Annotated in this window: 12 protein-coding genes and 1 other RNA gene; 6 read left to right on the forward strand and 7 right to left on the reverse strand. The window is 39.2% G+C overall.

The window, feature by feature from the left end:
• A partial coding sequence (locus tag BUW93_RS09825) for an HYR domain-containing protein (protein ID WP_198537006.1) occupies window positions 1–1,488 on the reverse strand: 1,488 nt, incomplete at its 3' end.
• Window positions 1,489–2,047: 559 nt separating this feature from the next.
• Window positions 2,048–2,533 carry a hypothetical protein gene (locus tag BUW93_RS09830; RefSeq protein ID WP_081211534.1) on the reverse strand — a complete coding sequence of 162 codons (486 nt, stop codon included), beginning with the start codon at window positions 2,531–2,533 and terminating at the stop codon, window positions 2,048–2,050.
• A gap of 314 nt (window positions 2,534–2,847) precedes the next feature.
• Between BUW93_RS09830 and pdxH the strand changes: the two genes are divergently transcribed.
• The 4 genes from pdxH to BUW93_RS09850 are packed head-to-tail and all read left to right on the forward strand — an operon-like array spanning window position 2,848 to window position 6,982.
• Window positions 2,848–3,495 (forward strand): pyridoxamine 5'-phosphate oxidase, encoded by a 648-nt coding sequence (pdxH, locus tag BUW93_RS09835; RefSeq protein ID WP_081211535.1) that lies wholly within the window; start codon window positions 2,848–2,850, stop codon window positions 3,493–3,495.
• 2 nt (window positions 3,496–3,497) lie between these two features.
• Entirely contained in the window at window positions 3,498–3,983 is a 486-nt protein-coding gene (locus BUW93_RS09840) for a SixA phosphatase family protein (protein WP_081211536.1), read from the forward strand.
• A 3-nt stretch (window positions 3,984–3,986) separates the two neighbouring features.
• Entirely contained in the window at window positions 3,987–6,089 is a 2,103-nt protein-coding gene (gene ppk1 / locus BUW93_RS09845; protein WP_081211537.1) for a polyphosphate kinase 1, read from the forward strand.
• Complete coding sequence (locus BUW93_RS09850) at window positions 6,086–6,982, forward strand: Ppx/GppA phosphatase family protein (RefSeq protein WP_081211538.1); 897 nt, start codon at window positions 6,086–6,088, stop codon at window positions 6,980–6,982. Before ppk1 ends, BUW93_RS09850 begins: the two co-directional genes overlap by 4 nt.
• Here BUW93_RS09850 and miaE read toward each other — a convergent pair.
• Both miaE and BUW93_RS09860 read right to left on the reverse strand, forming a co-directional pair.
• Entirely contained in the window at window positions 6,979–7,563 is a 585-nt protein-coding gene (gene miaE, locus BUW93_RS09855) for a tRNA-(ms[2]io[6]A)-hydroxylase (RefSeq protein WP_081211539.1), read from the reverse strand. The genes BUW93_RS09850 and miaE overlap by 4 nt on opposite strands.
• A gap of 2 nt (window positions 7,564–7,565) precedes the next feature.
• A complete protein-coding gene (locus BUW93_RS09860; protein ID WP_081211540.1) occupies window positions 7,566–9,455 on the reverse strand; it encodes a DNA polymerase III subunit gamma/tau in 1,890 nt (629 codons plus the stop codon).
• Window positions 9,456–9,596: 141 nt separating this feature from the next.
• Between BUW93_RS09860 and rnpB the strand changes: the two genes are divergently transcribed.
• An RNA gene (rnpB, locus tag BUW93_RS09865) (RNase P RNA component class A) lies at window positions 9,597–9,921 on the forward strand.
• Window positions 9,922–10,043: 122 nt separating this feature from the next.
• Here rnpB and BUW93_RS09870 read toward each other — a convergent pair.
• Genes BUW93_RS09870 through BUW93_RS09880 form a run of 3 tightly spaced genes read right to left on the reverse strand, consistent with a single transcriptional unit; the run spans window position 10,044 to window position 12,029 of the window.
• Window positions 10,044–10,577 carry an RsmD family RNA methyltransferase gene (locus BUW93_RS09870; RefSeq protein WP_081211541.1) on the reverse strand — a complete coding sequence of 178 codons (534 nt, stop codon included), beginning with the start codon at window positions 10,575–10,577 and terminating at the stop codon, window positions 10,044–10,046.
• Window positions 10,577–11,392 (reverse strand): DUF3822 family protein, encoded by an 816-nt coding sequence (locus BUW93_RS09875; RefSeq protein WP_081211542.1) that lies wholly within the window; start codon window positions 11,390–11,392, stop codon window positions 10,577–10,579. The genes BUW93_RS09870 and BUW93_RS09875 overlap by 1 nt, the downstream gene beginning before the upstream one ends.
• The gene (locus BUW93_RS09880) at window positions 11,379–12,029 is read right to left on the reverse strand and encodes a hypothetical protein (RefSeq protein ID WP_081211543.1); all 651 of its coding nucleotides are present in this window, start codon (window positions 12,027–12,029) and stop codon (window positions 11,379–11,381) included. The genes BUW93_RS09875 and BUW93_RS09880 overlap by 14 nt, the downstream gene beginning before the upstream one ends.
• Window positions 12,030–12,146: 117 nt before the next feature.
• On the opposite strand from BUW93_RS09880, the gene BUW93_RS09885 reads away from it, so the two are divergent.
• Window positions 12,147–13,583, forward strand: coding sequence for an ATP-dependent DNA helicase (locus BUW93_RS09885; protein WP_081211544.1), 1,437 nt, complete (start codon window positions 12,147–12,149; stop codon window positions 13,581–13,583).
• The last annotated feature ends 35 nt before the right edge of the window (window positions 13,584–13,618 follow it).

Raw genomic sequence — 13,618 nt, forward strand, 5'->3', positions numbered from 1 at the left:
GGTAATGGTTTGCAAACAGGTCGTTTCATTACCCGTAGCATCGGTTACCTTCCAGGTTACGATGGTGTCTCCCAGTTCGAAAACTTCAGGAGCATCGTTGCTTATACTTAATTCGGCATCACAATTGTCAGTTGCTACTGGCATTCCCAGGTCAACTTCCGAAGCAGAACATAGGGCTTCATCTGCGCTTACTGTAAGATCAGAAGGGCAGAATGTGATAATTGGATTTTCAGTATCAGGTGTGTAAATTACAGTTACTTCTAATTTATCGAAACATCCATTATCGCTGTCGGTAACGATCACCGAATAAGGTCCGGCATCAGTTACCTCAATAGTTGCAGTAGTTTCTCCTGTACTCCATTCATAAGAAGGACTCCCTTGAACAGTAGAAGAGGAAGCATCTAAAGTTATGGAAGTCACCTCACAGGATAGTTCCTGGTTTCCTGTGATTTGAGCGACAGGTTGAATTGGATCATTAATTTCGAATTCATAATTCTTTATACATCCAACACTGTCGGTTATTTCAACATTATAAGTCCCCCCGGCAAGGTTTTCAATGTTTTGTTGATCTGAAGTATACCCTGCAGGACCGGTCCAGGAATAGTTATAACTGCCTGTGCCTCCTGAAACAGTAAGGCTTATGGCAGCTCCACTACCTGCATTATTTTCATCACAACTTATTGGTGTAATCGATGCATTTGCTATTATTTCTTCCGGGTTTTCAATAAGAAGCTCATATTGACTAACCAGGTTCTGGCTATCGGTAATTATAAGTTTTGTAGTGTTTCCGGTAGTAGTAAAATCGTGGGAAGGGCTTTCTTCAGTAGAATCTATTATTCCATCATTCTCAAAATCCCATTGGTATGTATAGGGTGGGATCCCTCCGGTTGTAGTGGAGTTATAGTTTACTGTGGTCACCCCGTTATAAGTACAGGCGGTGTAATCAAATTCTACCGCAAGGGGGGCTCCGATAATAGTATCGGCAGCGAATTCACATTGTGCTTTATTATAATCACCGCAATCATATTCTGTTAGTTCTGTAGAGCTACCTCCTGTTATCCAGACGGCCAGAATATCTTCAAGGATGAGTTCCTGTCCACAAGTCCAGGTAAAAGGTCCGTAAATTTGCTGTTGACCAGAGGCACCACCACTAATTTCACCAATATAGATGTTCAATGGAATTAAATTTCCATCAACACTTAAATCGGCGAATATCCGGGTATTGTTAACTGTATTATTGGCATTGGAAGTATAGTTAAGCATAACATATACTCCTTCCTGATCACCAATTGTACAGGCCTGGTTCGTTAGCGGATTCCCGTCACCATCTTCCAGGGTTATATAAACCTGGTCGAGGGTAAAGTTATTGGAGGTACAATTCCAACCGGTACAATCCCTAAGATCGGGTTGCTCTGGGGTGAATTGCGCCAGGGCAATGCCAACCCAAAAAAATGAAACCCAGAATGCAAGAGTAGTTTTCCAAATCATATTAGACATGTTTAGAATTAAGTTTAATCAATCAGTTGTAATGTTCCTTTTACAGAACAAACTCAATTTTAGTAGGTTGTAGGTCTAAAATGATTTGTAGGGGATAATCATTCAGGTTTTCTTTGGGGAAAACAATATTTAAATCTTTGGGGATTTATTCAGAAAAGATAAACGATAAAATTAGGGGATTTTACCTATTGATTAATTGGGGTTAATCTTTTTGTTTATCAATTCTTTGGTAAAATTATGGTAAAATCTCCTTAAAAAAAGGAAATTCGATTTTTTTAGATGTAAGACAGAATTTAGTCGGTAAACAACTTATTTTGAATCCAAAATATACAGGAAAACAGGTATTTTTTTTGAGAGATTTAATGCGAATTTTATTGATTTTGAAAAATACAATAACTAAAAACCCGTAAAATCCCCATAAACAGGAAAGAATTAATTCGGGTTATAAAAAGCAGGAATTAAACCCCTAAATTTAGGATAAATATTGTATTATGATAAAACAAAAAAAGCCATCTAAGAGATGGCTTATAAATAGGTTCCTCTGCACTAGTTATTTTCGTTCATACATCAATAACCTGTGGTCTTCGGCATTTACCAGCGGATGTTTTTTGAGGTTTATCTCGTAGATCCAACCTTCTTCTACAGTTTCAAAAATATCATAACTATCATTTTGATCATAACCTAAATGCTCCCGTGCATAGTCCATCCAGGTCTGGTAGGTTGGCACATCCATCGGATTCTTATTAGTGGTTACGATAAGGTAATCTCCTTTTATTTCTACATTATACCTGGCACTTGGACTGTTTTTAAAACTCCCAACCTCTACCCAGTTGCCTTCGTCCATTTTTGCAATACTTAACTGGCTAAGATCATCAGGATTAAAATCTACAGCAAATACCTCATGAGACCGACCATAATTATCTGCATTGGTAAGGGCGGGCACAGAACAGCTACCTAAACTTAATAGGATTACAAGAAGTATAAAGTTTGTAAGAAAAGTTCTTTGAATTGAGGTTACAATTGTAAGAAAGTTCATTTTCGTAGGGGTTTTAAGAATATTTTTGTTGGTTCGTGTTTTTTATAATTTTGCACAAAAATATGTGTTAGTTCCCTTTCATTGAATAAAAATCAATATTTTTAGATGTAACGATTATTTATTAGATAAAATGCAATAGATTCTTGTAATTAGTGTTTTTTGTCGAAATAATGCGCATTTTATGGATAATGTAAATTTCAGAAGTTGGGTTTTGTCAAAATAGGTGGATGATATTTATCAGATTAACATAAGATCAGCGATATTATTTTACCGGCTTCTTGCTAAAACTTGTAAATTGCAGCAAAGCTTTAATTATGCAAAAGGACCTTAAGCATTATCGCCAGTCTTATGAAAAGAATGAACTGGCTCATGACAATTTACCATCTCAACCTTTGGCCTTGTTTTCGGCCTGGTTTAAAGATGCAGAAGATCACCCAGAAATAGCCGAACCCAATGCGATGAGCCTGGCCACAGTAGGGGAAGATATGTTCCCCACATCCCGTGTAGTTCTTCTAAAATCCTTTAGTCCGGAAGGTTTTACGTTTTATACGAATTACAATTCTGATAAGGGAAAAGACCTGGCCGCAAATCCAAAATTATGTCTTAGCTTTTTTTGGCCGGCATTAGAGCGGCAGGTGATTATTCGGGGTACCGCGACCAAAACTTCTGCTGAAGATTCTGATGAATATTTTAAGGTTCGTCCCCGAGGCAGCCAGTTAGGTGCATGGGCTTCTCAGCAGAGCCAGGAAATCCCCTCTCATCAATATCTAATTGATGAAATAAAAAAACTGGAAGAAAAATTTGAGGCTGGTGAAATCCCCAGGCCCGGACATTGGGGGGGGTACCTGGTGGAACCACTTCATTTTGAATTTTGGCAGGGACGAAGAAATCGCCTACATGATCGGGTCCAGTATGAGAAAACGGGAAATGGAGATTGGAAAATTAAACGTGTAGCACCATAATTATGAAAAGACTAAGTTTAGTTCGACATGGAAAATCATCCTGGAAACATGATCTACCAGATGATAAGAGACCTTTAAAAAAGCGCGCATATCGTGATGGGGATATGGTGAGTAAAACTTATAAAGAATTCTATACTCCCCAGGCGATGTTTTGGAGCAGTCCGGCAGTAAGAGCATTGGAAACCGCAAAGATGTTTAAGGAACAACTTGAGGTGCCTGATGAATATTTCAAAATAAAGGAATCCCTATATACCTTTGATGAAGAAGATTTGCTCAGGATTATTAAATCCTGTGAGGACAGTATTGAGAATTTAGTAGTCTTTGGTCACAACCCTGCAATGACTGGTCTTGTAAACCGACTAGGCGATAAAGGTCTGGACAATTTGCCTACTACCGGCTTATGCGTTATAGATTTTGAAGTTGATTCCTGGAAAGACATTAAAAAAGGTAAAACCTTAATAACTTTAATTCCAAAGGAACTACGCTAATTTATGCCACAATATAAATATATTAACCGGGAATTAAGTTGGCTTCAGTTTAATGCCAGAGTCCTCCAGGAGGCTGAAGATGAAACAGTTCCCTTAATTGAGCGCTTGCGCTTCCTCGGGATATTTTCTAATAATCTGGATGAATTCTTTAAGGTTAGATATGCCACTGTAAAGAGAATTGATCTTGCGGGGAAAGCGGGAAAAAGTGTTTTAGGTGGTATTAAGGCTAGTAAGCTTCTGGAGAAAATCACACAAATTGTTATTAAGCAACAGGCCGAAAGCCTGGAGATTCTTGCCGATATTCAGCATCAGTTGAAAGCTCATAATATTTATATTATCAACGAGAAACAGGTTTCTCAGTCTCAGCAAAAATTTCTCAGAGATTTTTTTCTTTCCAAAGTAAGTCCGGCCCTGGTTACTATTATTTTAAATGACCTTCCTGAAATTCCGAGTCTAAAAGATAGTGCCGCCTACCTTGCCGTTAAAATGGTGATGAAGGAAGAGAAACCCAACCAGAAAATATCACAGTTACTGGATCAACCGGTTAAGGAGAAAAAATATGTACTTCTTGAAATCCCCAGGAGTATAGAACGATTCGTTGTGCTTCCGGAAGAAAATGGTAAACAGTATATCATTCTCCTAGATGACCTCATAAGGTTTAATTTGAATACTATATTCAATATTTTTGAATATGAAAGTATTTCGGCTCATATGATCAAGATTACCCGCGATGCTGAGCTGGATATTGACAGCGATCTAAGTAAAAGTTTTATAGAAAAGATTTCAAATAGCGTTAAAGATCGCATCAAAGGAGAACCCGTTCGCTTTGTGTATGATATGAATATTGCTGAAGATACGCTCACCTATCTTCTTAATAAGATGGGTATTGACTCTTCAGATAGTATAATTCCCGGTGGCAGGTATCACAACCGGCGGGATTATATGAATTTCCCCAGCCTTGGAAGAAATGACCTTTTATATGAAACAATCGAACCTTTACCTATTTCAGGGCTTTTTCTGCAAACAAGTCTCTTAAGTGGAATTGCTAAAAAAGATTTTCTGCTTTATACACCCTACCAAAGCTTTGCATATACGGTAAAATTTCTTAGAGAGGCGGCGCTGGATCCAAAGGTTAAAACCATTAAGATCACTATTTACCGGTTGGCCAAGATCTCACATATTGCCAGTTCTCTTATAAACGCAGTAAAAAATGGGAAAAAGGTTACGGTTCAAATTGAATTAAGGGCGAGATTTGATGAAGCGGCAAACATTCGTTATGCCGAGCAAATGCAGCAGGAAGGTGTGAATTTGATTTTTGGTGTTCCAGGGCTTAAAGTACATTGTAAAACCTGCGTAATAGAACGGGAAGAAGAAGGGAAGCTGAAAAGATACGGATTTATAAGTACCGGGAATTTCAACGAATCTACATCCAGGCTTTATACCGATTACACTTTATTTACTGCTCACCCCGAAATTCTTAAGGAAGTCAACAAGGTTTTTGATTTCTTCGAAATCAACTATAAGGTAAGTAAATATAGACATCTAATTATATCGCCACATTATACCCGAACTGCACTTGTAAAATTAATTCATACAGAAATTGAAAATGCTCAAAACGGAAAAAAGGCAGAGATAAAATTGAAGCTAAACAGTCTTTCAGATTACCCTATGATAAACAAGCTCTATGAAGCCAGCCAGGCAGGAGTAAAGATTAAATTAATAGTGAGGGGGATCTGTTGTCTTATCCCTGGAGTTAAAGGTATGAGTGAGAATATTGAAGCGATTAGCATTGTAGATAAATTCCTGGAACATCCACGGGTTTTTATTTTTGAAAATGATGGAGCCCCAAGAGTTTACCTTTCTTCCGCCGATCTTATGACGCGAAACCTTGATAACCGGGTTGAGATTTCCTGTCCGGTTTATAATGAGGATATCAAAAAAGAAATTATGGAGACTTTTGATATTAGCTGGCAGGATAATGTAAAGGCCCGGGTACATTCCGAAAATCAGGATAACGCCTATCGCAAAAGCGATAAACAGCGCCTGAGATCTCAATTTGCTTTATACGATTATTATTTAAAAAAAACACAAAACCCAGAATCATGATAATTCAAAAAAATTATGCCGCCATTGATATTGGCTCTAACGCTGTGAGGTTATTGGTTTCTACAATCACTGAAAAAGAAGGAAAAGAGACCAATTTTAGGAAAACTTCTCTGGTGAGGGTACCTATACGTCTTGGGGGAGATGTATTTGTTAGCCGAAAGATTTCTGACTCCAATATCAGCAGGATGGAAGATACTATGCAGGCATTTAAGCTATTGATGAAATCTCACGGCGTGGAGAAGTATAAAGCCTTTGCAACTTCGGCAATGAGAGAAGCCGAAAATGGGGATGAAGTGGTAGAAAAGATTAAAGAAAGATCTGGCCTGGATATAGAGATCATTGATGGAAATCACGAAGCGGCCATAATTGCAGCAACCGATCTTCATAACCTTATTCAAAACAACCAAAATTACCTCTATGTAGACGTGGGTGGGGGGAGTACAGAATATACTTTATATAGTAACGGAAAAAGCATCGCCTCAAAGTCCTTTAAGGTAGGTACGGTTCGATTGCTCAAAGATCTGGTAGAACATCAAACCTGGAATGAAATGGAAAACTGGGTGAAGGAAGTTACTTCCGGTTTTGATGATATAGACCTAATTGGTTCTGGGGGAAACATAAACAATATCTTTAAGACCAGCGGAAAAAAAGAAGGTAAACCCTTAAGTCTTTCTTATTTAAAGAAATATAATGAATTGCTTAATTCCTATACTTACGAAGAACGTATCACCGAATTAGACTTAAAAAATGACAGGGCCGATGTTATTATTCCTGCAGCCAGGATATATTTAAGTGCTATGAAGTGGGCCCGTGCAAACCAAATATATGTGCCAAAAATAGGTTTGGCCGATGGAATTATAAAATCTTTATACAGGGAAAATAAGCGTAATTAGCCGTGTATAGTCTCGTCTTTGCCCAGGTCTTTCATTATCTGAGCTTCATAATCCAGTAATTCCTGCCACTTTCTATCTACTTCTTTTCTATCTTCTCCGTATTGCCGTGCGAATTTGAGAAACATCGTATAATGATTGGCTTCACTTACCATTAAATTCCGGTAAAATTCAGCGAGTTCTTTATCCTCTAATTTTTCTGAAAGTAACCTGAAACGCTCACAACTACGAGCTTCAATAAGTCCCGCGATGAGTAGCCGGTGTACCAGTTGAGTGCTTCGGCTACCTCCTTTTGGGAAAAAACCACGCAATTTAATTACGTATTCATCTTTGCGTTCCCAGCCAAGTTTGAGGCCGCGTTGCTGAAGTTTATCGTGAACCATTTTAAAATGTCCCATTTCTTCACGGGCCAACGCGGTCATTTCATTCACCAATTCCGGGTGTTCGGGAAAAGTTACGATAAGAGAAATCGCTGTAGAAGCCGCTTTCTGTTCGCAATAGGCGTGGTCTACAAGGATCTCTTCTATATTTTTTTCGGCGATATTGGCCCATCGAGGGTCTGTGGGTAGTTTTAATCCTAACATAACTATACGTCTAAATCAAAGGTGCTTCTCAATTTATCAAGCAGCGGGTTTTTTTCCTTTAGCTTGTTATATTTTTCGATTGGAGTGAATGCGAACTTTTTTGCTTTGGTTTCGTTAACCTTAACAACCAAATCTATTTGGGTGTTCTGAAGTTTCTTTTTCAAAAATCCCATCAACTTATTTCGCTCTTTTTCCAAATCGATTTTCATCCCTTCATTGGGCATTTCCAATACAATTTTCTTCCCTTCCAGACTGGGCAAATCGGTCTCCAGAATTGAGGCGATAATCTTTTCTCCACGTTGCTTTAAACGATGAACGTATTCATCCCAGGCCGCGTGAAGCTGGGTCTCATTGAATTCCTTGGTTAGTTTTTCGGGTTCTTTAGGAGCATTCTCCTGGTGTTTGGCTTCCAGTTCTTTCTTCTTACGAATACTTTTGAGAGAAAGTCCGGAAACCTTTGTTTTTTTTAACCCATCCTTATCCTGGCCTGGTTTTGGTTTGGCAGAAGGTTCTTCCCGCGTATTGGCCTCCAGATTGTTATTTGCCCTGGGGGAAGCTTCCGAAGAATTACTTAATTCCTCTTTCTCCTCATAAACGCCTGCTAAAGGAATCTTCTCAGAATAATACTTTTTATTGTTATCGCTCACGCAATGTCCGTCGATTCCATCGGTGTCTGCCAGATTGGAGGGTAACTGAGCCTCCTGCGGTGGAGCGGGAGCTTCCTCCTGGTGTTCATTTTCTCTTACCAGCTCTTTTTCTTCCGAAGAAAGCTTCACCGGAGCTTCTTCATAATAAGTCGCCGGAATTATTGGCTGTTCAAACTTTTTTTTTTCTCCATCAAAGGTGATAGAGGCGAGCTGCATAAGGCAAAGTTCCACCAGCAAACGCTGATTTTGACTATTCTTGAATTTTAAATCGCAATCATTTGCAAGATCAATAGCCTGGATAAGGAAGGGGTGACTGGTTTTATTAGCCTGTTCGAAATAACGGGTTTTGGTTTGTTCTCCAACTTCCAGGAGTTGTATTGTTTTCTGATCTTTGCAAACCAATAGATTTCGGAAGTGGGAGGCCAGGCCCATAATAAAATGATGCCCGTCAAAGCCACTGGACAAGATCTCGTTATAGGTAACTAAAAGACCCGGAATATCATTTTTCAGGATAAGATCGGTCACCTGCATGTAGGTGTCGTAATCCAAAACGTTTAGGTTCTCGGTTACGGCCTTTCGGGTAAGATCTTTTCCGCTAAAACTTACTACGCGATCATAGATAGAAAGTGCATCCCGCATGGCACCATCGGCTTTTTGTGCGATAATATGCAGTGCATCTTCTTCGGCAATTACCCCTTCTTGTTCCGCGATATAAGCCAGATAATTTTTAGCATCGGTTACGGTGATGCGTTTAAAATCAAAGATCTGGCAGCGGGAAAGTATGGTTGGTATTATTTTATGCTTTTCGGTGGTGGCAAGAATAAAGATGGCGTGTTTAGGTGGCTCTTCCAGGGTCTTCAAAAAAGCATTGAAGGCCGATTGGGAGAGCATATGCACCTCATCTATAATATACACCTTGTATTTCCCAACCTGTGGAGGAATACGAACCTGGTCAATAAGGTTCCTAATATCGTCTACAGAGTTATTGGAAGCGGCATCCAGCTCGAAAATATTGAATGCGAAGTCTTCATCGGGATTTTGGGTGCCATCCTGATTAATCATCTTGGAAAGGATGCGGGCACAAGTGGTTTTACCCACACCACGTGGCCCTGTAAAAAGTAAGGCCTGCGCAAGATGGTTGTTTTCAATGGCGTTTTTTAAAGTATTGGTAATAGCTTGCTGGCCCACCACATCTCTAAAGCTTTGTGGCCTGTATTTTCTTGCCGATACTATAAAATGTTCCATCGAAATTATTTGAACAACAAATATAAAAATAGCCGGCTTAAGTCCTAAAAACAATAGCCTATATTTTTAATATTCTGGCATAAAAAATGAAATAACCTATGGAATTATAAAAGCAAGGAATTTAAAGTATCTTTGCAGCTTAAAGCAGACCGCCTTATCGCTGTCCCGTTAGGGATGGAGGAAAGTCCGGACACCATAGGGCAGCATAGTGGGTAACGCCCACCGGTCTCGATAACTATCGGGATTAGGACAAGTGCAGCAGAAAGGATGTACAGGTAATGCTGTAGTGAAATCAGGTAAACTCTATGCGGTGCAATGCCATGTAAACCGGTGCTTGCAGACGGCCCGTCTGTTGCCGGAGGGTAGGCAGCTCAAGGTTTTTGGTAACAAAAACTTCAGATAAATGATAAGGGAATCCTGGTTTTTCCAGGTTTAACAGAATCCGGCTTACAGGTCTGCTTTATTTTTTTAATTTTTTGACCAGGCGATGGCCTTTTCAAAGATTACATCTTCCTTTTTATTACCCAACAGCCATAAAACTCTGGGCTGGTGTCCTTAAGTTCTATAGTTTTTTATACGAATAGGTATTTACTCAAAGAAGCTAAAGACCGAACTTCCGTATTTTCTGGATTCTTTAAAATGTTCCAAATCCGAGAGATCTGTATGCTTTGAGTGTTCTAATATGAGAAATCCGCCTTCCTGGAGTAGCCCTTTTTCGAAAATAAGAGAAGCGATTTTCTTAAAAGCTTCCGGTTCAAAATCGTAGGGAGGGTCGGCAAAAATAATATCTGCCTTTATCGGAGCTTTTTCGAGATATTTATAAACATCACTTTTTACCACCTGAATATTCATATCGAGTTCGGTAGAAGTCTTTTTTATGAACTTTACACAATCAAAATTCTCGTCTACAGCGGTGATGGCCGAAGCGCCACGGGAGGCAAACTCATAGGCAATATTTCCTGTCCCGGAAAACAGGTCCAGGATCTGTAGCCCATTCATATTAAAGCGATTATTCAGAATATTGAATAAAGCCTCCTTGGCCATATCTGTTGTGGGCCGCACGGGTAATTTTTTGGGAGCGATTAATCTTTTCCCCTTGTTTTTTCCTGAAATGATTCGCATTAGAATGAATTTAAAAGAACAAATTCACCTTCAGCCCGCTGCTTTTCTTCAGGTTTTCTGAAAGTGTTTTTTGTGTTGAACTCTGAAAAACTGATATTTTTTATATAGGTGTAAGCAAGTTGATACAGATCAGATTCTTCAGAAATATTTCCGAAAAGCCGAAGATTAAATTTTTCGGGATCCAGGTTAAGCTGTTCTGCCGTAAAAAGAAGATAATACAGGAAGTCTTCCGGGGTTTCATACTGGAAGCTGTTACAAAAGACAAGTTTGCCATCTTCAATTACTACAAGATCATAGCTACCCGATTTATTATAAAGATATACGGCTGGGGAATTGCTTTTTTCCTTTTTCAGTAAATAATCCAGTAAAACAGAAATGCTGTGTTTGTATTCAAATTCCCCGTATTTGTCGAAGAAATAATTTATGATATTGGCATAGGGAATATAAACACATACAGCCCCGGCGGGGTTTATTTCATCGTGAGCTATAAAATCTGTTTTAAGTATCCTGGTATTGAATTTAAGATAATTTGATGCCTGGTCTTCAAGAAATAATTTTGAAGGAACCAGGGTATATAGGGAATTATCAAAGATCAAACTTATTTCGCCTATGTTTTGCTGAAGCTCTTTTTCATTTTTGTACTCCCGGTCTATCTTTTGAAGAATCTTTACCGGATCCAGTTGTCGTTCAAAACTTAGTTTTTTAAAGAAAATATATTCCTCCTGATTTGTATCCAGTATACAAAAAGAAAGTCCATCCAGGCTAACCTGAATGGACAGTTTTAATTTTGTTTGAGTTTGATTATTCGTCACCATATATTTTTGGCCAGTTTCCAGTGGTTTTGATCTCTTCCATAGAGCCCACCCTTATGTAACGGCCGTTTACATCGTCTACCGATTGAATTTCATTTTCCTGAAGTACAAGATCTTTATCCTGGTCGGCAAGAATTACACTTTTAGCAACCTTGGCCTCAAAGACGGGAATGTCTCTGTCACCTTTTTTCATGGTCCCTGCTTCAAGTTCAAATTCCGCATCCACACCTTCCACAGGCACATTGATCATTTCGGTATAGCGCTCGCGGTCTCCTTTAAATAAAGAGTCTTTTACAGAAACGAAGCCCAGGGTATCAATCAATACTTTCTCGAGATATTGATCTACTCCATAAGTCTTTTTGTATTCTTCGTCTAAGACGGTGGTGTCCCTTCTTTGGGTAATTGCGAATTCGGCGGTGTCAAGAAATTGCACCAATTTATCAAAATCTCCCTGAAATTCTCCAGTAACCTCCTTGTAGGCAAGTTCTGCCTCCCGGATATCCTTTAGGTTTTCAATTACTTTGGCGTAGCGTTTTTGTTTAACCTTGTTGAACTGAATTGGTTGGTAAACCGCATCAAAAGTAAGGTAGGCCAGACCAATGATCACCACCCAAAGAAGTAATTGAATTGCAAGTCTCATGCTTTCGTATTTTTTAAGATAATATTAGTGTTTCACGACAAATCTACAATTTTTTTTTATTCGTAAAAGTTTCTTCCCTAAAAATCCATTCCTATATTTGAATTTTGACAATTTCCTATGAAAGAACTCACTTCGGCTGGTTTTTATAAGCTTCTTTTAGACGATCTGGGTTTTCCCGCTAAAGCCAGGCAGGATATCGCTTTGCAACAGCTTGCAGATTTTGTGAACGCTAATTCCCAGGAGTCTATTTTTATGCTGAAAGGATTCGCCGGAACCGGTAAAACTACAATAATCAGCACCCTGGTAAAAAATCTATGGAAGATCAAAAAATCAGGGATTTTGATGGCGCCAACGGGAAGAGCGGCTAAGGTGATCGCCAATTATTCTAAAAAAGAGGCCTTTACTATTCACAAAAAGATTTATTTCCCTAAAAAGGCAAGAGGTTCGGGGGTGCAATTTGTTCTTCAGCCTAATAAACATAAGAACAGCATTTTTATTGTAGATGAGGCCTCGATGATTTCTGATACTCCCGGCGAATCTAAATTAATGGAAAATGGAAGTCTTCTGGATGATCTCATTCAGTATGTTTATTCCGGCCATAACTGCCAGTTGATCCTCATCGGGGACACCGCACAATTGCCTCCTGTAAAAATGGAAATAAGCCCTGCCCTGGAAGCCGAAAAACTTCAGTTTGCTTATAACAAGGAGGTGAACCATATTGAACTTGATGAAGTAGTTCGCCAGGCAGAGGAAAGCGATATTCTGCTTAACGCGACCCGAATTAGAGAATGCCTCCAGGATGGCTTTTACGAGAGTTTTAAGTTTCAACTCGGTCCAAAAGCCGATGTGGTACGGCTGCAGGATGGATATGAGATCATGGATGCCATAGAAGAGTCATACTCTAATCTTGGCCACGAGGAAACCAGCATAATTGTTCGTTCCAATAAAAGGGCTAACCTTTATAATGAACAAATCCGGTCGCGAATACTCTTTCAGGAAGAAGAGATCTCGGCAGGAGATTATCTTATGGTAGTGAAGAATAACTATTTCTGGATTAAACCCAGTTCAGAAGCGGGCTTCATTGCTAATGGGGATATCGTAAAAGTACTGGAGATCTTCGGCATAAAAGAACTTTATGGCTTCCGGTTTGCTGAAGTACAGGTGCAAATGGTTGACTATCCTAAAATGCGCCCTTTTGAGACCGTGGTGATGCTCGATACCTTAACCAGCAATTCGCCCTCCCTTACTTACGAAGAATCCAACCAGCTTTACCAGGAGGTGATGAAGGATTACGCCGATGAAACTTCTAAATACAAGAAGTTTATGAAAGTGAAGAACAATAAGTTCTTTAACGCTTTGCAGATCAAATTTTCTTATGCGATGACCTGTCATAAATCCCAGGGTGGGCAATGGCATACCATATTTATAGAGCAACCCTATTTGCCGGAAGGCGTTGGGAAAGAATATTTGCGCTGGCTCTATACCGCAGTAACCCGCGCAACCGATAAGTTGTATCTTATTGGCTTTAAAGATGATTTTTTTACTGAAAATTAAAATTCCAAGAACTTGAACAATCCACTTAAAATAAT

This window comes from Salegentibacter sediminis (assembly GCF_002078605.1).
Lineage (GTDB): Bacteria > Bacteroidota > Bacteroidia > Flavobacteriales > Flavobacteriaceae > Salegentibacter > Salegentibacter sediminis.